At 60.7% G+C, this 20949-nt stretch carries 22 protein-coding genes; 6 read left to right on the top strand and 16 right to left on the bottom strand.

The window, feature by feature from the left end; all coding sequences use genetic code 11:
• Positions 1-231: 231 nt before the first annotated feature.
• Together rlmN and ACN2XU_RS09515 are read right to left on the bottom strand one after the other, a co-directional pair.
• Positions 232-1416 carry a dual-specificity RNA methyltransferase RlmN gene (gene rlmN / locus ACN2XU_RS09520; RefSeq protein ID WP_419410195.1) on the bottom strand — a complete coding sequence of 395 codons (1185 nt, stop codon included), beginning with the start codon at positions 1414-1416 and terminating at the stop codon, positions 232-234.
• A gap of 113 nt (positions 1417-1529) precedes the next feature.
• Positions 1530-2060, bottom strand: a complete 531-nt coding sequence (locus ACN2XU_RS09515) for an invasion associated locus B family protein (RefSeq protein ID WP_419410194.1) — start codon at positions 2058-2060, stop codon at positions 1530-1532.
• Positions 2061-2229: 169 nt separating this feature from the next.
• On the opposite strand from ACN2XU_RS09515, the gene ACN2XU_RS09510 reads away from it, so the two are divergent.
• Positions 2230-3237: an asparaginase gene (locus ACN2XU_RS09510; RefSeq protein WP_419410193.1), complete on the top strand. Its 1008-nt coding sequence runs from the start codon at positions 2230-2232 to the stop codon at positions 3235-3237.
• Between the two features lie 65 nt (positions 3238-3302).
• On the opposite strand, the gene ACN2XU_RS09505 is transcribed toward ACN2XU_RS09510, so the two are convergent.
• Together ACN2XU_RS09505 and ACN2XU_RS09500 are read right to left on the bottom strand one after the other, a co-directional pair.
• Complete coding sequence (locus tag ACN2XU_RS09505) at positions 3303-3494, bottom strand: ferrochelatase (RefSeq protein ID WP_419410192.1); 192 nt, start codon at positions 3492-3494, stop codon at positions 3303-3305.
• Between the two features lie 148 nt (positions 3495-3642).
• A complete protein-coding gene (locus ACN2XU_RS09500) occupies positions 3643-4239 on the bottom strand; it encodes a L,D-transpeptidase (RefSeq protein ID WP_419410191.1) in 597 nt (198 codons plus the stop codon).
• A 164-nt stretch (positions 4240-4403) separates the two neighbouring features.
• Between ACN2XU_RS09500 and dalA the strand changes: the two genes are divergently transcribed.
• Positions 4404-4961, top strand: a complete 558-nt coding sequence (gene dalA, locus ACN2XU_RS09495) for a divisome-associated lipoprotein DalA (protein ID WP_419410190.1) — start codon at positions 4404-4406, stop codon at positions 4959-4961.
• Positions 4962-4963: 2 nt separating this feature from the next.
• On the opposite strand, the gene ACN2XU_RS09490 is transcribed toward dalA, so the two are convergent.
• The 7 genes from ACN2XU_RS09490 to hslO form a co-directional block, all read right to left on the bottom strand.
• Positions 4964-5458 carry a L,D-transpeptidase family protein gene (locus tag ACN2XU_RS09490; protein ID WP_419410189.1) on the bottom strand — a complete coding sequence of 165 codons (495 nt, stop codon included), beginning with the start codon at positions 5456-5458 and terminating at the stop codon, positions 4964-4966.
• Positions 5459-5527: 69 nt separating this feature from the next.
• Complete coding sequence (locus ACN2XU_RS09485; protein ID WP_419410188.1) at positions 5528-6754, bottom strand: class I SAM-dependent RNA methyltransferase; 1227 nt, start codon at positions 6752-6754, stop codon at positions 5528-5530.
• A gap of 102 nt (positions 6755-6856) precedes the next feature.
• Entirely contained in the window at positions 6857-8698 is a 1842-nt protein-coding gene (locus ACN2XU_RS09480; protein ID WP_419410187.1) for an ABC transporter ATP-binding protein, read from the bottom strand.
• On the bottom strand, positions 8695-10560 hold the full coding sequence (locus ACN2XU_RS09475; RefSeq protein ID WP_419410186.1) for an ABC transporter ATP-binding protein: 1866 nt from the start codon (positions 10558-10560) through the stop codon (positions 8695-8697). The genes ACN2XU_RS09480 and ACN2XU_RS09475 overlap by 4 nt, the downstream gene beginning before the upstream one ends.
• 169 nt (positions 10561-10729) lie before the next feature.
• Positions 10730-11893, bottom strand: coding sequence for a CCA tRNA nucleotidyltransferase (locus tag ACN2XU_RS09470; RefSeq protein WP_419410185.1), 1164 nt, complete (start codon positions 11891-11893; stop codon positions 10730-10732).
• Positions 11890-12492, bottom strand: a complete 603-nt coding sequence (locus tag ACN2XU_RS09465) for a CoA pyrophosphatase (RefSeq protein ID WP_419410184.1) — start codon at positions 12490-12492, stop codon at positions 11890-11892. Before ACN2XU_RS09465 ends, ACN2XU_RS09470 begins: the two co-directional genes overlap by 4 nt.
• Positions 12479-13465 carry an Hsp33 family molecular chaperone HslO gene (gene hslO, locus ACN2XU_RS09460; RefSeq protein ID WP_419410183.1) on the bottom strand — a complete coding sequence of 329 codons (987 nt, stop codon included), beginning with the start codon at positions 13463-13465 and terminating at the stop codon, positions 12479-12481. The genes ACN2XU_RS09465 and hslO overlap by 14 nt, the downstream gene beginning before the upstream one ends.
• A 78-nt stretch (positions 13466-13543) precedes the next feature.
• Between hslO and ACN2XU_RS09455 the strand changes: the two genes are divergently transcribed.
• On the top strand, positions 13544-13984 hold the full coding sequence (locus ACN2XU_RS09455) for an NUDIX domain-containing protein (RefSeq protein WP_419410182.1): 441 nt from the start codon (positions 13544-13546) through the stop codon (positions 13982-13984).
• 4 nt (positions 13985-13988) lie between these two features.
• On the opposite strand, the gene ACN2XU_RS09450 is transcribed toward ACN2XU_RS09455, so the two are convergent.
• On the bottom strand, positions 13989-15266 hold the full coding sequence (locus ACN2XU_RS09450; protein ID WP_419410181.1) for a PP2C family protein-serine/threonine phosphatase: 1278 nt from the start codon (positions 15264-15266) through the stop codon (positions 13989-13991).
• Between the two features lie 98 nt (positions 15267-15364).
• Between ACN2XU_RS09450 and ACN2XU_RS09445 the strand changes: the two genes are divergently transcribed.
• Positions 15365-15763, top strand: a complete 399-nt coding sequence (locus tag ACN2XU_RS09445) for an Hpt domain-containing protein (protein ID WP_419410180.1) — start codon at positions 15365-15367, stop codon at positions 15761-15763.
• 11 nt (positions 15764-15774) lie between these two features.
• Here ACN2XU_RS09445 and ACN2XU_RS09440 read toward each other — a convergent pair whose 3' ends face one another.
• From ACN2XU_RS09440 to ACN2XU_RS09430, 3 genes are read right to left on the bottom strand one after another with little or no spacing between them, the layout of a single operon-like run.
• Positions 15775-16596: an SDR family oxidoreductase gene (locus tag ACN2XU_RS09440; RefSeq protein WP_419410179.1), complete on the bottom strand. Its 822-nt coding sequence runs from the start codon at positions 16594-16596 to the stop codon at positions 15775-15777.
• Positions 16593-17819 (bottom strand): threonine ammonia-lyase IlvA, encoded by a 1227-nt coding sequence (ilvA, locus tag ACN2XU_RS09435; protein WP_419410178.1) that lies wholly within the window; start codon positions 17817-17819, stop codon positions 16593-16595. The genes ACN2XU_RS09440 and ilvA overlap by 4 nt, the downstream gene beginning before the upstream one ends.
• Before the next feature lie 36 nt (positions 17820-17855).
• A complete protein-coding gene (locus ACN2XU_RS09430; RefSeq protein ID WP_419410177.1) occupies positions 17856-18590 on the bottom strand; it encodes a hypothetical protein in 735 nt (244 codons plus the stop codon).
• Positions 18591-18711: 121 nt separating this feature from the next.
• On the opposite strand from ACN2XU_RS09430, the gene ACN2XU_RS09425 reads away from it, so the two are divergent.
• Both ACN2XU_RS09425 and ACN2XU_RS09420 read left to right on the top strand, forming a co-directional pair.
• Positions 18712-19935 (top strand): argininosuccinate synthase, encoded by a 1224-nt coding sequence (locus tag ACN2XU_RS09425; RefSeq protein WP_419410176.1) that lies wholly within the window; start codon positions 18712-18714, stop codon positions 19933-19935.
• Between the two features lie 141 nt (positions 19936-20076).
• Positions 20077-20361: an SCP2 sterol-binding domain-containing protein gene (locus tag ACN2XU_RS09420; protein WP_419410175.1), complete on the top strand. Its 285-nt coding sequence runs from the start codon at positions 20077-20079 to the stop codon at positions 20359-20361.
• A gap of 107 nt (positions 20362-20468) precedes the next feature.
• Here the strand turns inward: ACN2XU_RS09420 and ACN2XU_RS09415 are convergent, their stop codons facing one another.
• Positions 20469-20882: a DUF7282 domain-containing protein gene (locus tag ACN2XU_RS09415; RefSeq protein ID WP_419410174.1), complete on the bottom strand. Its 414-nt coding sequence runs from the start codon at positions 20880-20882 to the stop codon at positions 20469-20471.
• Between the last annotated feature and the right edge of the window lie 67 nt (positions 20883-20949).

The following is a 20949-nucleotide window of genomic DNA, read 5'->3' as shown; positions in this document are numbered from 1 at the left end:
CATCACACCCGCCATGAAACTGAAAATGGCCGCGTAAGTTCTACGGATGCACCCCGTTAAAAAGGGGGAGATTACCGCCTGTTTCACGCTTGCGGTCGGACCTTGGGTGATCCCAACATCTGGTGGTCACTTGGCGGTGCACGGTGCATTAACCATGGCGCGCGCACGTTTAACCCGGCGAAATTCGCCGGGTTTGCCACCGTTAACCAATGTTGCGTGAAACAGGGGGCCTTACAGCCCCGCTTCGCTTTCGATCTGCCTGCGCGACTTGCGTTCGCGCTCTGTGGCACTCTTCAGCTGACCGCAGGCAGCCATGATATCTTCGCCGCGCGGCGTGCGGATCGGCGAGGCATAGCCCGCTTTGTATATGATATCCGCGAACCTTTCGATCCGCTCCCAATCGCTCCGCTCATAGGGCGAGCCGGGCCATTCGTTGAAGGGGATCAGGTTGATCTTTGCCGGAATGCCTTGGATCAGCTTCACCAATCGCCGCGCATCCGCGTCGCTGTCGTTCACGTCCTTGAGCATCACGTATTCAAAGGTGATCCGCTCCGAGTTGGACACCTTTGGATACTCACGCAATGCGTCCAGCAATGTCTTGATATTCCAACGCTTATTGATCGGAACCAACCTGTCGCGAACCTCGTCCGTCGTGGCATGGAACGAAACGGCCAGCAGGCAACCGATCTCCTCGGCACATTTCGCGATCTCAGGCACAACACCGCTCGTCGACAGCGTGATGCGACGACGCGACAAGGCAATCCCCTCGCCGTCCATCGCAACCTTCATCGCGTCACGCACATTGTCGAAGTTATAGAGCGGCTCGCCCATGCCCATCAGAACGATATTCGACAGCAGGCGCGGCCCCGCATCGCCGGTGCCAACGCCCGGCTCCGGCCACTCGTCCAAATCGTCACGCGCCATCATCACCTGCCCGACAATCTCCCCGGCGGTCAGGTTCCTCACCAGCCTCTGCGTGCCCGTGTGACAGAAGGAACATGTCAACGTACAGCCAACCTGACTGGAAATACAAAGGGTTCCACGATCCGTCTCGGGGATGTAGACCACCTCGACCTCGTGACCGCCCGCGATCCGCACAAGGTATTTGCGCGTGCCGTCGGCGCTGACCTGCTTGGACACCATCTCGGGAATCTCGATCACGAAATGCGCGTCCAGCTTGGCGCGATAGTCCTTCGCGAGGTTGGTCATCACAGCAAAATCGCGCACGCCCCAGTGGTAGACCCATTGCCAGATCTGACCGGTGCGCATCTTGGCCTGCTTCTCGGGCGTGCCGATGGCGATCAGCGCCTCGCGCAGCTTGGCCCGCGTCAACCCGACAAGGTTCACCTTGCTCCCCTCCGGAACCTTCCGGGGAATGGTCAGAACATCCTGAGTGATCGGCGCATCAGCAGCCATCGCACGCTTCCTTAAGAAAATCGAAGCCCGTCCCATACAGGATTCGACGCAAAAGACAAAGGGCCGAGTGTTCCCGACCCCTTGCATCCAATTCCGTGGAGAACCAAGCAGCCCTAGCTGGCGCAGCGCTTCTCCGCATCCTCGACCGCGGCAGTGAAGCCAAGCAGAGAGAAGGTATCCTTGGTCGTCGTCCCGCGCGCCGAAACCGCCGTAAGCACCGCATCGGCGCCCCGTTTCATCGCGGTGATCAGCTTGGAATCATCCTGCGCCGTTGCCGGCCAGGCCCATTCGCCCTCGGTGTAGAGCTCGAACTCGCTGGTCCCGACCTGCACGTTTACCGTGGACCCCGGAGCAAACGGATATCCGCCGGTAAACGCAACCTGCCCGTTCACGCCCGACCCGGGGCGGTAGAACACCATCAGCAGGATCTTGCCCCGCGTCACGGCCACGACGCGGCCGTCCTTGGTGTTGACGCTTTCCTTGAACGTCGTCACCGCCCAGCATTCGCGGGGCTCCTGACCCTCGAAAACCGACCAGTCGGTCATGGCATCAACGCGGTTGGTGCTCTCTTCCTGCGCGGTCGCGGCGGTTGCCGCAATCGCCAATGCCGTTGCGGCGATCACGCGCACAAAGCTTGAAATCATCAGTGCAGCCTCCAGCTGTCTTAGCCTCAATCATACAAGGCCGCACCCAGGGTTCGTAAGCGCCCAATCGACGGGAACAACCTTTTCTCTCGACGGCAGGACAATAGCCTGAAATAGCTGAACAACGAAAGCCCTCTTGGCAGAATATCGCTCAGACGTGAGGTGACCCATGACAGCTCCCGCCCTTCTTGCAGAAACATTCCGAGGTCCGTTCCTCGAAAATGCCCACTACGGCCATGCCGTAATCAGCGACGGCCTGGGCGTCGTCGAGGCCTGGGGCGAGGCAGAAGCCGTGGTTTTGCCACGCAGTTCATCCAAGATGATACAGGCCTTGCCTCTCGTCGCCAGCGGCGCCGCAGACCATTTCGGCCTCACGGAGAAGCAGCTCGCGCTCGCCTGTGCCTCGCACGAGGGCGCGCCAGAACACGTCAGCGCGGTATCCGACTGGCTGCACGACCTGGACCTTGGCGAGGCCGATCTGCGCTGCGGGCCCCAGCCGTCGCGCGACAGCACACTGAAACTTCAGATGATTCGCGACAGCGAAGCACCCTGCCGGCTCCACAACAACTGCTCGGGCAAGCACGCGGGATTCCTGACCTACGGCAAATTCATCAAGGCTGGCTCCGATTATGTCGATCCGGACAACCCGGTCCAACGTGCCTGCCGCGAAATGTTCGAGACTGTCACCGGGCAAGACAGCCCGGGCTTCGGCATCGACGGCTGCTCTGCGCCGAACTTTGCCACCACCGTGGCCGCCATGGCGAAGGCAATGGCCTGGTACGCGACGGCCCACACCCGCGAAGACACACTCAGTGTTGCCGGTGCACGGCTGGTCGGCGCGATGTACAAGCATCCCGGAATGGTTGCCGGACGCGGCCGGGCCTGTACGCTCTTGATGCAGGCCGCCAATCAGCCCGTCGCGATCAAGACCGGAGCCGACGGGTATTTCGTTGCGATTCTACCCCAACAGGGGCTCGGCGTGGCGCTCAAGATCGCGGATGGCACCACACGCGCCTCCGAAAGCGCCATTGCCGCAATTCTTGTGAAGCTGGGCGTCGTTGACGCGGAGCATCCGGATGTGACGCGCTTCCTCTGCCCCGAGCTGCGCAATTGGGACGGCATGGCGGTTGGTCAGGTGCGCCCCGCGCCTGGGCTTATGGTGCGAGACCGCTCTTGATCCACCAAATGAAAAAGGCGCTACCGTCGCAGCGCCTTTTCCAATTCGTTCCGTGACTGACTGAATTAGTCAGCGGCAGCCGCTGCAATGATTGCAACCAGCAGCAGCGGGATCAGCAGACCAGCGGAGGACGAGCTTGCTGCGGTTTCTTCAACCACAACGACGGGCTCCATCACAACGTCGTCCTTGGCATAGGAACCAGCCATTGCGGAAGTGGCAGCAGCAGCGAAAGCAGCGGCGAGAGCGATTTTCTTCATGTTCTTCTCCAGATATTTGCCTACCGCGCCCATTTGAGGAACGCACGACAGGCACCCAAGACTTACCTCGTATGATTGTCTAAGCAGCATTTCAGAGCGATTGCAATTGCATCTTGCTTGCGCCGATTTCCGGTCAGACAGAGTGTCGTCAAATAAGCAACACTTGAGTTCCAACCCGAGCCATCCCGAAAAGTTCCGCGATATGCTCGTTATAGAGGCCAATGCATCCATTGGACGAGCGCCGTCCGATCTTGCGGGTGTCGTGCGTGCCGTGGATTCGGTAGTAGGTCCAGCCGAGGTAGAGCGCGTGCGTTCCAAGCGGATTGTCCGGTCCGGGGCCGACGTAATCGGGCCATTCGGGATTGCGCTTCTTCATCGACGGGGTCGGACGCCATTCCGGGCCTTCGACCTTCCGCACAACGCTGGTGCGGCCGCGCCGGGTCAGGTCTTCGGTGAGCGGCACAGAAGAAGGGTACAGGTGGTAGGCACCCGATTCTTCCCAAAAATGCAACGCCCGGCTGCTGATATCCACGAGCACCGCGCCATTGTTCAGGCTGGAGAAATAAGGCTGCCACTCCAATGTCCGGAAGCTGGAAATATTGCGACGCACCACCGTGGAGAGATCGCGCTCGACCTCTGTCGTGCCCTCGTTGACGTTCTGCGCGATCACCGGTGTTCCCAGCATCGCCGCTCCCGTTGCCAGAAAGTGGCGGCGGTTCAGGCCTTTGCGAAATTGGTTGTCCATGGGCCAAGACTCCTCTCAGGCGACTCTAAACGTTAATAATATGGCGAGAAAGCCTCAGTGCAATTCAAAGCGGCGTGTTTTCGCAGGCTGTCCGGGATGTGGGTTTGATTGGCAACGCCTTGCGGGCTAAGTGGTATCTTAACCCAATATTTACGAGACCGCTCATGAACCGCCGCACTTTCCTCGCCCTGACTTCCGCCGTGGCGCTTGCCGCCTGCGCGGAGTCGCCGACCTACAGCACCAAGCTCGGGCCCGACGGAAAACCACTGCCGCAGGTCTACCGCATCGGAGCGGGCGCCTCTGGCCGCATCCAGTATACCGTGCTTGATTCGGTCAACGCGCTGCGGCAAGCGGCCGGCGCACAGCCTGTGGCGCTCAATGCAAGCCTCAACGCCGCCGCCGCCACGCATTCGCGTGACATGGCCGTTCAGAACCGGCCGTGGCATTTTGGCTCTGACGGCTCATCGCCGATCGACCGCGTTCAGCGCGCCGGCTATGGCGGGCGCGTCGTCGGAGAGAACATTTCGGAGACTTTCGAGACCGAAACAGAGACCCTCGCCGCATGGATGGAAGAGCCTTCGACTCGCAAGGTCATCCTCGATCCGACCGCCCGTGACCTCGGAATCGCATGGCATCAGGAAAGCGGCGGCAAAATCTGGTGGACGCTGATCACCGGGGCGCCGAACCTGTCGGCAATCCCCGGCGCCGATCCGACCACCTGAGATCAGGGCGTGATTCGGATCGGCGTGCCGTCCCGGACCATGGCATAGATCATCTCCATCTCCCGATCTTTCACCGCGATGCATCCCGCGGTCCAATCGCGACCGCCCTTGCGGAACTCCCGCGGCCGGCCGTGAATGAAAATGTCACCGCCAGGATTCTTGCCCATGGCTGCCGCCTCGGCGATGTCCTCGGCGTTCGGGTAGGAAATCCCGATGCTCAGGTGAAACCGGCTGTTCGGATTGCGGCGGTCAATGTGGTAATCGCCTTCCGGCGTTTTCCCGTCACCGCGAAACTTTTTGTCCCCGCGAGGCTGATTGCCGAGGCCTACCTTGTAGGTCTTGAGCACGGTTCCGTGGTGCAGCAGATACATCCGCCGCTCCCCTTTGCTCACATGGACATGCGTGACCTCGGGACCGTCATATGATTTGAATTTGCTACTGCAGGCGCCAAGCCCGAGCAGCAGGGCCAATACAAGCCCGAACTTGAGAAACTGCATCGATATACCCGTTCAGGTTTTTCGAGAATCATACCTTAAAAACACCATCTCCAAAAGACGGGACTTCACTCAATCCGCAAGATGCAACCCAGCGACCACTTCGACATGCGTGGACCATCGGAATTGATCCACCACCTGAACAAAATCAAGCACATACCCGGAACGCACCAAGGTCGCGCAATCCCGCGCAAAAGTCACCGGATTGCATGAAACATGCGCGACGCGCGGGACACGGGCGCGGGCGATCTCCACGATCTGGGCCTCGGCACCGGCGCGGGGCGGGTCGATCACCACACCATCGAGTCGATCCAGCTCATCGAGCATCAGCGGATTTCGGAACAAATCGCGTGTTTCGTGGGTGACCAGTTTCAAGCCCTCGGCGTTGCGCCAACCATGATCCAGCGCCTTGATCATCTCCCGATCACCCTCGACCGCATGCACACGCACATCCTGCGCAAGCGGCAGAGCGAAGGTCCCGCAGCCGGCAAAAAGATCCGCCACCTTGGCGGTCCGGCTCAGCGGGCCAAGCGCCTCGCGTACCGCCGCGAGCAGCGCCGCTTCGCCCTCCGCCGTCGCCTGCATGAAAGCGCCGGGGGGCGGTATGACATCGGCCTTGCCGAAACGCTGAAACGGCGGACGACGAGAAATGACCTCATCGTCCCACGCCAGCCGCGCGAGATCGAATTGCCGCGCCAAATCGGCGAGCGCGGTGCGCAGAGCTGTGTCCACCTCCTTGCCGCCGTTCACAGCCACGTCGAGCCCGCTCAGGCTTTCGGTGACCAAAACCGATAGCTCGCCCTTCCGGCTGGAGCCCAGAACGGCCAGGGCCTCGACCATCGGCAAGGACAGCGCAAGAGCGGGCGTCACAAGCTGGCAATGCGGCACAGAAACGATGACGTCGGAAGACTTCTGGTGAAACCCGGCGAGCGCGCCTTTCTTGGTCCGCCGCGCGGAAAAACTGGCGCGGCGACGCGACTGCGGCGAGGAGGTGACGCATGGGCGAATCTCCGTCGTGAGATCATGCGCTTCAAGCGCTCGGCGAACGACCTCGGTCTTCCACCCCTCGACGAAACTGTCGCTGGCGTGTTGCAGCTGACAACCACCGCAGGATTTCGCATGCGCGCATGGCGGCCTGACTCGCTCCGGCACCGGTGTTACGATGCGGGGCGCGGCCATCACGCCGCCGTCGATCTCTCCGCTTACCTCTTCACCGGGCAGGGCGCCGGGTACGAAAACCGGGCCGGGCGCGATGCCGTCACCCTTATGGCCGAGCCGTTCTATCGTGATCACTGTCATGCTCTGGCTCTAGCGCGGTTTCAGCGCGGTCGTCCAGCGTTTGCGGACATGCCCGTATCGCCACACAGCGTCGTTTGACTGCCGCTCACAGGCCCGCCCGCGTCATTCCGCCGCCTCTTGCCCCTCGTCCGACCCGAGAAAGCCGCCAGACTGCCGCTCCCAATAGCGCGCATAAAGCCCGCCCTTGGCAAGCAGATCGGTATGGCCCCCCTCTTCGACGATATGGCCACCGTCGAGCACGATGATCCGGTCCATGCTGCTGATCGTCGAAAGCCGGTGCGCAATGGCGAGTACGGTCTTGCCTTGCATCACCCGGTCCAGCGCGTCTTGAATGCTGGCTTCGACCTCGGAATCGAGCGCGCTTGTGGCCTCGTCCAGAACGAGGATCGGCGCGTCCTTCAGGATCGCGCGGGCCAAGGCGATGCGTTGCCGCTGACCGCCGGACAGCTTGACGCCGCGCTCACCCAGATGCGCTCCGTAGCCCTCGCGCCCGGCATGATCGCGCAGACCAAGGATGAATTCATGGGCCTCCGCCCGGCGAGCCGCCTCAAAGACCTCTTCTTCCGTGGCGTCCGGACGTCCATAACGGATGTTGTCCATGGCAGAACGATTGAACATGGCCGTTTCCTGCGTGACCATGCCAATTTGTTGCCGCAGGCTATCCTGTGTGACTGCCGCGATGTCCTGCCCATCAATCAGTACAACGCCCTTCTCAACGTCATAGAGCCGCATGAGAATCGATACGAGCGTCGATTTTCCGGCTCCGGATGCCCCGACTACGCCAAGCTTTTCACCCGGTTCGATGTGCAGGTTGATTTGTTCGACGCCGCCACTTTCGCGCCCATAGGAAAAGCCGACGTCACGAAACTCGATCCGTCCGGCATCCACGGACAATGCCTTGGCTCCGGCCACATCGACCAGGTCATGCGACGGCGTCAATGTACGCATACCATCCTCGACCTCGCCGATATTGGCGTAAAGCCCCATAAGCGCGAAGGAAACCCAGCCAGTCATCTGCGCCAACCGAAGAGAGACAGCCCCGGTCGCGGCAATATCCCCCGCCGAGACAAGGCCCAGGCTCCAGTACCACAACGCCCCGCCGACCATCATCACCGGCAAAAGCCCGGCGAGCGCCATCAGCCAGAAGCGAAATTCGACACTGACCCGCCCGAATTCAATGAACCGGTTCCGATAAGTGTCCATCGCGCCCAGCGCCGCCTGATCTTCGTATTCCGCATGGGCAAACAGTTTCACCGTCTTGATGTTCGTCACCGTGTCGACCATCTGCCCGGTGATCATTGCCCGCGCCGCCGCGCGCGCCTTCGATCTCGCCCGCACGCGAGGCATGAAATGCCGGATCAGAAGCCAATATGCACCCATCCAGATGATGAGCCCGCCCGCAATCCGCCAATTGACCGTGCCCACCATCAAGACCGCGCCGACCACGGAAGCGATGGCAAAAAGCACGGTGTGCAGCATTTCCGTGATGACATCGTTCAACGCACGGGCCGTTTGCATCTCTTTTTGACTGATGCGCCCGGCAAAGTCGTTGTCGAAGAAACTGACGGATTGCCCGATGGTGTAGCGGTGTACGCGGCTCAGGATCAGACTGAACACGTTCGGCTGCGTCACCTGCGTTTGGAGATAGGCGTTCACGCCAAAGAGCACCGGGCGCAGTGCGAGAAAGAAAAACAGCGAGAAGATCAGAAGACCGAGATTGGCGCTGAACACAGTCTCTGCCCCGCCCGACAGCGCCCCGTCAACAACCCAGCCAAGAATGATCGCCGAAGCAACCTCGACCACGCCACCGAGGACCGAGAATGCGGCCGCCAGCATCAGCGGCGGCCAGGCACCGCGAATAGCCCAGAGGCAAAAGCGCATCAAGGTACGCGGCGGCGGGCCGTCAGCTTCGGCGAAGGGGTTGATCCATTCGGTCGGTTTCATTCTGCTGCCTCAGTGCTCTCGTCGACGGATTGCGTATCCGGGTCAAGGAAGCCGCCGCTCTGGCGGGCCCAGAACCCAGCATATAGGCCGTCCATCTCCAAAAGCTTGTCATGGGTGCCATCTTCGACGATCCGGCCCTGATCCATGACCAGAATGCGGTCCATTTGCGCGATGGTCGAGAGCCGGTGAGCAATCGCGATCACCGTCTTGCCCGCCATCAATCCATAGAGCGTGTCCTGGATCGCGGCTTCCACCTCGGAGTCCAATGCGCTCGTCGCTTCATCCAGCACCAGGATCGGTGCGTTCTTCAAAATAACCCGCGCCAGCGTGATCCGCTGCCGCTGGCCACCGGACAGCTTCACGCCGCGCTCGCCAACATGCGCATCATAGCCACGCCTCCCCTCCGAATCCTCAAGATCGAGAATGAAGTCATGGGCTTGCGCCCGCTTCGCGGCCTCCATGATCTGTGCGTCACTGGCACTCGGACGCCCAAACAGAAGGTTGTCGCGAACGGAGCGGTGCAGAAGCGCGCTATCCTGCTGAACCATGCCAATCTGCTGACGCAGGCTGTCCTGCGTGACATGCGCGATGTCCTGTCCGTCGATGCGGATCTGCCCCCGCTCAACATCATAAAACCGCAATAGCAGCTTTACGAGGGTCGATTTTCCCGCGCCGGAGCGCCCGACCAGACCGATCTTTTCACCCGGCTTGATCGTCAGCGACACCTGATCCAGCCCACCGCTGTCACGGCCGTAGTGATGCGAGACACCATCAATTTCGATCCGCCCGTCCATCAACTGCAAAGGTTGCGCCCCCGGCGCATCGACAAGCGTGATCGGCTGGGCAATCGTTTCCATCCCCTCCCGCACCACGCCAAGCTCGCGGAACAGGCTCGTCGTCGCCCACATGATCCAGCCGGTCATCGCGTTGAGCCGCAGAACAAGGGCAGAAGCCGCCGCGACCACACCGGCAGACGCGCTGCCCTGCACCCAAAGCGCGATCCCCCACCCTACGACACCCACGATCAACAGGCCGTTCAGAAGGACGAGAGACACATCCATGATGGTATAGAGCCGCATTTCGCGCTGAAACGTGCGGCGCGCGTGCTCTATAGCCTCTTTGGCATAACCCATTTCCTGTGCGTGATGTGCGAACATCTTGATGGCGTGAATGTTGGTATAGGCATCCACGACCCGGCCGGTGATCTGGCTGCGTGCGTCACTCGACGCCTGCGAGGCAGGCCCCACGCGCAACACCGTCCACCGGATCAAAAGCCCGTACAACACGACCCATATCAACAAAGGAAGCATCAGCCGCAGGTCCGCATCGCCAAGCAGCACCACGGCGCCCACCACATAGGCGATGGAGAAGGTGATCGCGTCAAAGACCTGAAACGTGACCTCACCCACGGCGGGCGGGGTCTGCATGATGCGATTGGCAATGCGCCCGGCAAAATCGTTCTCGAACCAGCCGACGGACTGCCGCATCACATGGCCATGAGCGCGAAACCGGATCAACGTGCCGATGTTGGGCATCATGGCATTGTTCAGCAGCGCCACGTCGATGACCTGAATGATCGGGCGCAGCAACAATATGAACACCGCCAGCGCGATCAGCGCCGTGCCGTGTTCATCCAAAACGCGGGAAGGATCCCCGGACAGAATATCGACAACCCAACCCATCGCCCAGATGAGGCCGATCTCGATGCTCGCAACAATGATAGAGAAAACAGTGGCCCAGACGAACACGCCCCGGAAACTGCGGGTGTACTGCCAGATGAACGGCAGTACGCGTCGCGGCGGCGTGTCGTTCAACGGGTATTCGGCATAAGGATCAACGAGGTTTTCAAAAAAGCGGAACATATCGGAGGCCTTCGGCAAACAGGCTTGGGGTCATCTTGATGAAATGGCGGGGCTTGATCGGGCCGCGCAGGTGCAGGGCGACTCAGGCTAGGCCGGTTCGATTCCTGTCACACATCATCAAGCGTCCTCCGATTGGCTGTAAAAGATCTAGCGCACTCTGCGCCGCCTGTCACCCCAAGTTGAGCGACTCAAGCAACGCGCCTTTGCCCAGTGTAAACCCGGAAGCGATCCATCGTTCTTCAAGCGCGTGCAGCGCCTTGCCCAGCGCCGGGCCTTGCATGGCGGGCATCAGGTCGCTGGCCGATACCGGAAAAACGGCTTCGGCACCAACAGCGATTGCCGCGGCCGTGTCCGGAGCCAGGGGCATCTCAAGGCTGGCAGCGCGAAGGGCCGCCACGTCGAGGGCCACCGAACGACCCTCCCGCCATGCGATCTCCGGAAGGCCCTGGAGCCCCGAAACCAGTCTGTGATACAGCCCCAAACGCTTCTGCTCTGCTTTGGACAGCCGAAGCGCAACCCCGTCGAAAAAACCGCAAGCGGCCATTCGGCGCAGCGAGTCGGGCGCAAGGCCCAGAATGTCCTCCTGCAGAAGAAGCGGGCCAAGCGCGCGCGGTGTCGCACCCGGCATCACCCGGCCCAACACACCTGTTTGCGCCATGACGGAAACCGCCATGACCGGGTCCGGCGCGGCGAACAGCTTGCAAAGTTCACTGCCCACACGCTCACGGGAAAGGCGCTCCAACCCGTCCAGAGCACCCGCAATCGCTGCGAGTGTTTCTGCGTCGAAAGCGGCCTCTGGCGCGCCGTACCATGCGGAAAACCGAAAATACCGCAGGATACGAAGGTAGTCCTCACGAATCCGCGTTCCGGCGTCTTCAATAAAGCGGAATCGCCTGGCATTCAGATCATCAAGGCCGCCCAAGGGATCAAAAACCTGCCCATGCCGGTCCGCGTAGAGTGCATTCATCGTAAAATCGCGGCGCAGGGCGTCTTCGGCCAAGGTTTCGGCAAAGCGCACTGTCGCTCGGCGGCCGTCAGTCTCCACATCGGCGCGATAGGTCGTCACCTCGTAGGGCTCGCCGTTGGCGACCACGGTGATCGTGCCATGCTCTATCCCGGTTGGCACGGCCTTCAGACCGGCCTGTTCAGCAAGATCAGAGACTGTTTCCGGCCGCGCGGACGTCGAGATATCCACGTCCGAGACCGGCACACCGAGAAGAGCGTTGCGCACACAGCCGCCGACGGCATAGGCTTCGAACCCCGCATCTTCGAGCAGGCGCATCACGGTTTGGGTTCCGCTGGCCTCCAGCCATGCACCGCCAACCCGGGTCATGCCGACACGCGATCCGCCAGAACCCGCAACATCCGGGCCGTCGCACCCCAGACGTAATATGGACCGAAGGGCGCCGTGAAATAGTGCCTGCGCTGACCACGCCACCGGCGCCCCTGAACAGTGTAACGCTCGGGATCCATGACGTGACTGAACGGGACGGTAAAGACCTCCTCCACCTCACCGAGCTCCGGAACAGGGGAGAAGGGCTCCGTTATCAAGCCGACAACCGGTGTGACCAGAAAGCCCGTGACCGTTTCGTGGCAGGGCAACGTGCCAAGAACCTCAACGCTGGACGGGGCAAGTCCGACCTCCTCCCGCGCTTCTCGCAAGGCGGCGGCCATCACGTCCGCATCGCCCTCGTCCTGCTTTCCACCCGGAAAAGCGATTTGGCCCGGATGATGCTTGAGCCGCGAGGACCGCTTGGTAAGCACCAGATCGAGCCCCGAAGGACCCGGCTGAAACGCGCAAAGCACGCCAGCGGGACGCAGGGTGCGCCCCTCTGGAAGACGTACGTCAGGATTCAGATCGAAATCCGAAGTCGCCGCGCCATCCGATGCCACGGCACGACGCAGGGCGGCAACCTGGTCAGCCGTCACCATTGTCCGCCTCGAACCCGACGTCAGCCGGATCAAGCTCGTAATGCGCACCACAAAACTGGCAATCCGCCGTAACCAGCCCCTCGTCGGTCGTCATCGTCTTGATGTCCTTCGCCGAATAGATCGAAAGGCTTTGCCGCACGCGGTCTTCCGAACAGGTACAGCCAAAGCGAATCGGCTGAGCATCGTAAACGCGCGGCTGCTCCTCGTGAAAAAGACGCATCAGAAGCTCGGTCGGCGACACGCTGGGGCCGATCAATTCAAGCTCATCCACGGTGCCGAGGTGCATGTTAACCCGGTTCCAGTTCTCCTCCACATCCTCGCTCACCAGATCATTGGCATGCAGAAGCCCGCCATCACCGGACCCGCCGCCGGTCGCAAAAGGAGAGGCCTTTGGCATATGCTGCAGCATCATCCCGCCAGCGCGCCAATGTTCCGGCACGCCCGGCTCCGTCGAGCGGCCATAGGACAGGGCGAAGGTGGTCGGCAATTGTTCGGATTGTGCGAAGTAGGCCGCCGCACAATCGGCAAGGGACTTGCCAGCAATCGGCGTAATGCCTTGGTAGGGCTGCATATCCTGCCCTTGGTCGATGAGGATGGCAAAGTAGCCCGATCCGAGCTGTTGGAATGGTGGCGCATCGGTGATGCGATCGGCATCAAAGCTGGCGTAAGCGCGGATACGGGCCGGCTGTCCCTGCTCATCGGGACCATAATAATCCGTAGCGATCATGCGCACAGGGCCGTTGGTCTGTACCTGAAGCGACAACTTCCAGCGCAGTTTGATCGTTTGTCCAATCAGCGCCGTCAACAACGCCATCTCCGCCACCAGCGCTTCAACCGGCGCGGGGTAGTCGTGCTGTTTCAGCACACCGCTAAGCACGCCATCGAGGCGCGCGACGCGTCCGCGCATGTCGGAGTGGTCAAGCTGGAAGGGTAGGACGGTGTCGTCCCAGGCGATTTTCGAGCCAATGGTCATGGGGTTTCCTTATCTGCCGGGCGCTGGCATACCGCAGCCATATAGGGCCGATCAAGGCAAGCGCAAAGGGGCGATGGCATGATCAGACGATATGGGCAACCTCCCGAAGCCGGTCGGCGGTATATCCTCCGCCCCGGCGTCTATGCCATTCTGCCACGATATGGCCAGCTTTTGCTGACTCATCAATCCCGGCCACATCCCGAATTGCAACTTCCCGGCGGCGGCATCGATCCGGGCGAGCATCCCATCGCCGCATTGCACCGCGAAGTCTTCGAAGAGACCGGCTGGCATATTGGCAACCCACGTCGGCTAGGCGCGTTCCGACGTTTTACCTTCATGCCGGAGTACGACATCTGGGCAGAAAAGCTGTGCATTATCTACCGCGCCCTCCCCGTGAGACCGCACGCCGACCCAATTGAACCCGATCACAGGGTTCAGTGGGCGACCCCCGAGGAGGCCGCACAATGGCTCGGCAATCCGGGCGACCGGGCATTTGTCGCGCGATATTGTCGTCAGTAGCCGATCATGTTTCGTGTACCGCATCGAATTCAAGCAGCGCGGCAGAAACATCGTCACCCAGAAAGTCTGCATTCTTCATATCGGCAGTGAGCCGCCAGAACATATCCTGCAGCAGTTCCGGCCCTTCACCGCCGTTTTGCACACTGAGTCCAAAAATCCGGGCAAGCCCCTCCTCGCCCAGCATTGACCCGTCCTTCATGACCGCCTCAGTGAAGCCGTCGGAATACAGCAACAGGCGATCGCCACTGCTCATGGTGAAATTGACCTGCTCGTAGGTGACCTCATCCACCAGACCGATCGGCAAACCACCATTGCCAAGAAACTCGACAGTCCCATCCGCGCGAAGCAGGATCGGCGGCGGATGGCCCGCCTGGATCAAGCGCATCTTGCCAGACTTCAAGTCCGCCGCGACATAGGCCATCGTCAGATATTCCTCGACGCCGGGATCGGCCGAGAGACGCTCATTCAACAGCCGACCCGTCTCCGTCGGGTTCCGCATCGCGTAGTAATTATCAAATCGCTTATCGAGCGCGATGTTCTGATCGGGGAACGTGCTGGACATATATCCCGCAACCCGCGCGGTAACCATCGCCGAGGTGATACCGTGTCCGGAAACATCAATACTGTATAGCCCCATGCGGTCGAATCCCGGCGTGAACATCCCGACAAGGTCGCCGCCAACATGTCCGCATGGCTGCAACAGGAGGCTGACACGCGAGGTCCCGAACAGACGGACGCGTTCGGGGACCAGGGCCTGCTGAATCTTGCGAGCCTGCTTGAGGTCGTTGTCGATGGCCTCATGGATTGTCTTGAGTTCGGAAAAGGCTTCGGAAATCTGACGGTTTTTTTCCGACAATTGCCGCTCCATCGAGACAACCCGCGCACCGGCGTTGATGCGGGCGCGCAACTCGTGGGAATTCACCGGTTTCGTCAGAAAATCATCCGCCCCCGCATCGAGACCTTGGGCGACTTCGCCTTTCTCGCTCTTGGACGTCAGAAGAATGAAGTAGCCATACGTCTCCGCGCGCATCTCACGGAAGCGTCGGCAGAATTCCAGGCCGTCCATTCCCGGCATCATCCAGTCGGAAAGTACCAGATCCGGCGGCGTTCTGGCGCAGATTTCCAGCGCTTCCGGGCCCGACTCTGCCTGAAAAACCTCGAAGCCCCAACGGAGAAGCATTGCGCTCACGATTTTCAGCTGCAGACGGCTATCATCAACCAATAGAACGCGCCGGACGGCGTCCGGCTCAATCAGGAATTCATCGGTTGCGCTGGCCTGCACGTCTACTCCCTGCCCTTGGGGCGGCACTCGAACTGGACGGTTTGTAGAGCCGGCCAAGTTAACAGTCGGTGAAACCTAAAATGCAAAACAGCCGAACATTGACGGAAACCGTCCGTTCACTTTTGGCTCCTAGGGTCGGCAGCAATAGTGGAGACATGATCATGATCGATTGGGCACGTGTCGCCGAGTTGCGCGACGAAATCGGACCGGAGGACTTTGCCGAAGTTCTTGAGCTGTTCCTGAGCGAAGTGGAAAACGCCATCGTCCTCCTTGAAAGCGCGGCAGGAAATCCAATCGTCACCGAAGAGCAGATGCACTTTCTCAAGGGCGCCGCGCTGAACCTCGGATTCTCGGATCTTGCGGATGTCTGCCAGCGAGGCGAAAAGGCCGCCGCAACCGGGGATGCGCATGCGGTGCCATTTGGCGCGGTCCGCACCATCTTCGAAAACAGCCGTGCCGCATTTCTTCAGGATTTTCCACAACGTTTCGCGGCCTGAAGCTCCTCAAGTCAAAGCCTTTTGTGCAATTCTGCCAGTGTTTCCGGAGGATCATCACGGAACGCGTCCCGCCTTAGGCGCCGCATTCCGGAGACCCATCGATCCATGTCCTCGGCCCGGCGGCGGAAGAACTGAGCCGCCTCATCATGCGGAAGGATCAAGAAGCGCTCCTCCCGCAGACCCCTGATCAATGCGTCAGCGACGTCCTGCGGACCAAGCACCCGGTCATTCGCCCGATCACCCGGGACAGCCCCCTCCGCATAACCGAGCAATGGCGTGGCAACGTAAAGCGGGCAAACAACACTGGCGCGAATGCCTTGATCTCCATGCTCGATGGCCAACGATTGCGCCAGACTGACTGCCGCATGCTTCGTCGCCGAATAGGGGGCATCGCCAATCTGGCTCAATAATCCGGCCGCCGAAGCGACATTGACCAGCCAGCCTTCGCCCCGCGCAATCATCGCGGGCAGCAACAGACGGCAGGCCCGCAGATGCGCCATCACATGCACATCCCAGCTATCCTGCCATTGCTCATCCGTCGCGCTGGCTGGCCCCTCGACAGCGCCGCGGGCGAACCCGGCATTCGAGCACAGAAGATCAATCTCGCCGAGCGCGGCCTGAGCGGTCGCCACCAGCCGCTCAAGATCCTCGAGCCTGCGGACGTCGCAGGCCACGGCCAGGCCACCACAGGACTGCGCTGTGCTTTCTGCCGCGTCAAAATTCATGTCACTGACGCAGACCCGCATCCCTTCTGACGAAAGCGCAATCGCAATCGCGCGGCCGATGCCCTGGCCGGCCCCTGTAACGATCGCCGTGCGTCCCGCGAACCTCATATTATGAAATTCGACAGAACTTCATCGTCGGTGATGTCGTTGTAGACATACCCTCCGGCGTCAAGCTTCTCATAGAGACGGGCAAAATTGCCCGAATCGCGGGTTTCGATGCCGATCAGTACGGAGCCGAAGTTCCGCGCCGATTTCTTGAGGTATTCGAACCGGGCAATGTCATCCTCCGGGCCAAGCATATCGAGAAATCCGCGAAGCGCACCGGGGCGCTGCGGCAAACGCAGGATGAAATACTTCTTCAACCCCGCATAAGTCTGCGCCCGCTCCTTGACCTCGGGGAGCCGTTCGAAATCAAAATTGCCGCCCGACGTGACGCAGACAACCCGCCGGCCCCGGATCATCTGACCCATATCCTTGAGCGCATCCACCGCAAGCGCGCCGGCTGGCTCCAGCACGATCCCTTCGACATTCAACATATCAAGCATCGTTGTACACAGGCGGTCCTCCGCGATCTGCAGCGTGCTGGCCAGCCCGACGCCCTTGAGACGGTCGAAAGTCACATCCCCGATGCGTGCCACCGCAGCGCCATCGGCAAAGGTATTTACCTTGTTCAGCGTGACGGGACGGCCCGCTTCCAGCGCCGCCCGCAAACAGGCCCCGCCCTTTGGTTCAACAAAGGTATACTGCGGCGAACTACCGAAATAGCTCAGAAGACCGGACCCAAGACCGCCGCCGCCGACCGGAATCACGAGCATATCGGGCACAGCGCCAAGCTGCTCTTCGATCTCGACGCCAACGCTGGCCTGACCTTCGATCACGTCGGCATCGTCGAAAGGCGACAGGAAGTAACCGTCTTCGCGCTCGGCAAACGCCTTGGCCGCTGTCAGGCATTCGTCGAAGTAATCGCCGATGAGCTTGATCTCGACACTGTCTCCGCCGAACATGGCGGTTTTCTGGATCTTCTGCTGCGGCGTCGTGACCGGCATGAAAATCACGCCGCGCACGCCGAAATGTCTGCACATGAAGGCAACGCCCTGCGCATGGTTGCCCGCGCTGGCACAAACGACAAGACCCAGGTCATCGCGTTTGCGCATTGCATTGAACGCACCCCGGAGCTTGTAGCTGCGCACCGGACTGAGATCTTCGCGCTTGAGCCATATGTCAGCGCCGTACATCTCCGAAAGGTGGGCATTGCGCAGAAGGGGCGTTTCCGGGAACACCTCCCGCATGGCTTGGGTGGCCGCGCGGGCCTTGTCTTGAAAATCACTCATGGACCAGTGGTGACAAAGCGCAGGCCATCACGCAAGTCAGTCTATGCTCCGTCCCTGCACATAATGCCCGTAGAGTGTGGTCAGGATCGACACGCCGATCATGGTGGCGAACCAACCGGTGACCAGATTGTAGACCAAGGTGATCGGTGAATACAGGTTCCCACTCACCAGGGATGGCACCTGCAGGATAAAGGTGCCTGCCATCATCAGCACCGCCAGAACAACAATCGCACCGTCCTTGTCCCGGGTGGCACTCCAGCACTCGGCAACCGAGAGTTTTTCACCAACAGCGCCTGCGGGCAGCATCACACCGAGGCGGAAAAAGAAATATGAACCAGCGAGCACGAGCCCAGGCATGATAAAGGCCTGCAATGCCGGAAGGACCACCACGACCACCATGGTCACCGCGAGAACCAGGAAAATCAGCAAACCAAGCATGATGGACCGCCCAAGATACCCAAGGATCTTGTCGCCATGCCACCGGGGCAGCCATCCGGCAGGCATCTCTTCGACTAGGACATAACGATGCCAGGCCACGGCGATCCAGAGGCTCGACACGATGGTTCCAAGGCCCAGGAGCAACAGCGGCAGATCGAAGACAGGGTCCGACGGAGCAAAGACGCTGGGTTCCGCAGCTTCCGGCGCCGCCATGAAAGCCATCACATGATAGGCCGCCTGCAGAAGGTACAAGACCAGCGACACGCGCAACGCCATCTCCAGATTGCTCAGGACCAGCCGCACGGAATGGGTGAAAATCGTCCAGCCTTTCATCACGGGCCCTCCCCTTTTGGCTATGGGCTAGCATGTCCGGGCCTGCCGTCAACGGCTATCCTTGCCGACGCCCGCAAAACACAGTAAGTCGCCCGTCAATCACAGACAGAGGAATTCCAGCATGTCCGCGCCCAAGAAAGTCGTCCTGGCCTATTCCGGCGGCCTCGACACGTCTATCATCCTGAAATGGCTGCAAACCGAGTATGGCTGCGAAGTGGTCACCTTTACCGCTGATCTCGGACAGGGTGAAGAGCTCGAACCCGCCCGCGCCAAGGCTGAAATGCTGGGGATCAAACCAGAGAACATCTATATCGAAGATGTCCGCGAAGAGTTCGTGAGGGACTTTGTTTTCCCGATGTTCCGCGCCAATGCGGTGTACGAGGGTCTCTACCTGCTCGGGACGTCCATTGCCCGCCCCCTGATCTCCAAGCGCCTTGTCGAGATTGCGCACGAAACCGGCGCAGACGCCATCGCGCACGGCGCAACCGGCAAGGGCAACGATCAGGTGCGCTTTGAGCTGTCCTCTGCTGCGCTCGACCCGGATATCAAATGCATCGCGCCATGGCGTGAATGGTCACTGTCGTCGCGGACGTCGCTTCTTGAGTTCGCCGAGCAGCACCAGATCCCGATCGCCAAGGACAAGCGCGGCGAGGCTCCGTTCAGCGTCGACGCAAACCTGCTGCACACCTCTTCAGAGGGCAAGGTTCTGGAAGACCCGGCGCAGGACGCGCCCGATTATGTCTATCAGCGCACCGTTCACCCGGAGGATGCACCAGACGAGCCGGAAATCATCGAAGTCACCTTCGATACGGGTGACGCGGTGGCGATCAACGGTGTGCCGATGAGCCCCGCAACGATCCTGACCGAATTGAATGAATATGGCCGCAAGCACGGCGTCGGTCGTCTCGATTTCGTCGAGAACCGCTTTGTCGGGATGAAATCCCGCGGCATCTATGAGACGCCGGGCGGTACGATCCTTCTCGAAGCGCACCGCGGCATCGAGCAGATCACGCTCGACAGCGGCGCGGGTCATCTGAAGGACTCGATCATGCCGCGCTATGCGGAACTGATCTACAACGGTTTCTGGTTCTCGCCGGAGCGCGAGATGCTGCAGGCCCTGATCGACAAAAGCCAGGAACACGTGACCGGCACCGTTCGTCTCAAGCTCTACAAAGGCTCGGTGCGCACCGTCGCGCGCTGGTCAGAGCACTCGCTCTATTCCGAAGCGCATGTGACGTTCGAAGACGACGCGGGCGCTTACGATCAGAAAGACGCAGCGGGCTTCATCACCCTGAACGCCCTGCGCCTGCGCCTCTTGGCTGCACGGAACCGCCGGCTTAAATAATGGCGCTTGGTCGTGTCTATCGGGCCCGTCTGGAAACAGGCGGGCCGTTGGTCTTTTGACGGCGCGGCATGCGCCGCAACGTCACTGTTGTCCGCTTTGCTCAGCTACCGGTAGCTGAGGCAAATACGCAAAGGACACCCCATGCCGCTCATCGACATTGCCGCGAAAATGCAACGCGGGCTCGACAAACATCCGTTGGAACAGTCGATCAAATTCGATTGCATGGAGGATGGCGCCATCACATTGGCGGACGGCACCGCGCATCTGGCTGACATGCCAGCCGACTGCACGATCCGGATCTCTCAGAAGAACCTCGAAAAGCTGATCGCAGGAAAACTCAACCCGATGACTGCCTTTGCCATGGGCAAGATCAAGGTGTCAGGCGATATGAGCCTTGCTTTGAAACTAAGCCAACTTCTGAGCTGAAACAGTCGCTAACCCGCCTTGATACGGGCGCTGGACGAAACGGAGGCGGGGAGTGGTCGCCTCCGTTTTGCATGGGGGCGCATCGCGCCCTCATGTAGCCGGGGCCATCACTCGGCGGTGACGACGGTCATGACCAATTCGCCATCCGGCTTGATCGGGCCATCTTCTTTCGCACCGAGGGTGTATTCGAAGACGCCGGTCGCCATCCCGCCATCTTCACCGTGCACCATCAGCATCAGCATGTCACCGGAGGCGACGTCTTCCTGAAGAATGGCGGACACGTCCATGTTTTCACCCATTTTGAGCGGCGCATAGCCAACCACCGGGCCGGGTTTCATGTCGCTGCCGGTACGGTGCACGACGAGCCATCCGTTGGCCGGGGCGATGACCTTGGAGGCGCTCACGGTGCCGCCGGACACATCCTGGTCCATGGCCTCGACGCCCGGCGCCATGCTGTGGCTGGCTGCCATGGCGTAGGTCGAGGTGAGCGCGATAAGGGTACTGGCGAAAATCATCTTCATGGGTCTCTCCGTTTTTTGAAAGGCGCGAATTCGGTCGCGCTTGGTCCAAGTCACGGAAGACGTCGTG

This window comes from Pacificoceanicola niger, assembly GCF_048553275.1.
Lineage (GTDB): Bacteria > Pseudomonadota > Alphaproteobacteria > Rhodobacterales > Rhodobacteraceae > Pacificoceanicola.
Note: the sequence above shows the minus strand (reverse complement) of the source record. Positions and strands in the feature narration are given on the sequence as shown.

Coding starts and splice junctions, on each gene's coding strand:
- rlmN (WP_419410195.1), bottom strand. CDS start 1,416: ATGGCTGCTGATGCGCCGATCACTCAGGATGTTCTGACCATTCCCCGG.
- ACN2XU_RS09515 (WP_419410194.1), bottom strand. CDS start 2,060: ATGATTTCAAGCTTTGTGCGCGTGATCGCCGCAACGGCATTGGCGATT.
- ACN2XU_RS09510 (WP_419410193.1), top strand. CDS start 2,230: ATGACAGCTCCCGCCCTTCTTGCAGAAACATTCCGAGGTCCGTTCCTC.
- ACN2XU_RS09505 (WP_419410192.1), bottom strand. CDS start 3,494: ATGAAGAAAATCGCTCTCGCCGCTGCTTTCGCTGCTGCTGCCACTTCC.
- ACN2XU_RS09500 (WP_419410191.1), bottom strand. CDS start 4,239: ATGGACAACCAATTTCGCAAAGGCCTGAACCGCCGCCACTTTCTGGCA.
- dalA (WP_419410190.1), top strand. CDS start 4,404: ATGAACCGCCGCACTTTCCTCGCCCTGACTTCCGCCGTGGCGCTTGCC.
- ACN2XU_RS09490 (WP_419410189.1), bottom strand. CDS start 5,458: ATGCAGTTTCTCAAGTTCGGGCTTGTATTGGCCCTGCTGCTCGGGCTT.
- ACN2XU_RS09485 (WP_419410188.1), bottom strand. CDS start 6,754: ATGACAGTGATCACGATAGAACGGCTCGGCCATAAGGGTGACGGCATC.
- ACN2XU_RS09480 (WP_419410187.1), bottom strand. CDS start 8,698: ATGAAACCGACCGAATGGATCAACCCCTTCGCCGAAGCTGACGGCCCG.
- ACN2XU_RS09475 (WP_419410186.1), bottom strand. CDS start 10,560: ATGTTCCGCTTTTTTGAAAACCTCGTTGATCCTTATGCCGAATACCCG.
- ACN2XU_RS09470 (WP_419410185.1), bottom strand. CDS start 11,893: ATGACCCGGGTTGGCGGTGCATGGCTGGAGGCCAGCGGAACCCAAACC.
- ACN2XU_RS09465 (WP_419410184.1), bottom strand. CDS start 12,492: ATGGTGACGGCTGACCAGGTTGCCGCCCTGCGTCGTGCCGTGGCATCG.
- hslO (WP_419410183.1), bottom strand. CDS start 13,465: ATGACCATTGGCTCGAAAATCGCCTGGGACGACACCGTCCTACCCTTC.
- ACN2XU_RS09455 (WP_419410182.1), top strand. CDS start 13,544: ATGATCAGACGATATGGGCAACCTCCCGAAGCCGGTCGGCGGTATATC.
- ACN2XU_RS09440 (WP_419410179.1), bottom strand. CDS start 16,596: ATGAGGTTCGCGGGACGCACGGCGATCGTTACAGGGGCCGGCCAGGGC.
- ilvA (WP_419410178.1), bottom strand. CDS start 17,819: ATGAGTGATTTTCAAGACAAGGCCCGCGCGGCCACCCAAGCCATGCGG.
- ACN2XU_RS09430 (WP_419410177.1), bottom strand. CDS start 18,590: ATGAAAGGCTGGACGATTTTCACCCATTCCGTGCGGCTGGTCCTGAGC.
- ACN2XU_RS09425 (WP_419410176.1), top strand. CDS start 18,712: ATGTCCGCGCCCAAGAAAGTCGTCCTGGCCTATTCCGGCGGCCTCGAC.
- ACN2XU_RS09420 (WP_419410175.1), top strand. CDS start 20,077: ATGCCGCTCATCGACATTGCCGCGAAAATGCAACGCGGGCTCGACAAA.
- ACN2XU_RS09415 (WP_419410174.1), bottom strand. CDS start 20,882: ATGAAGATGATTTTCGCCAGTACCCTTATCGCGCTCACCTCGACCTAC.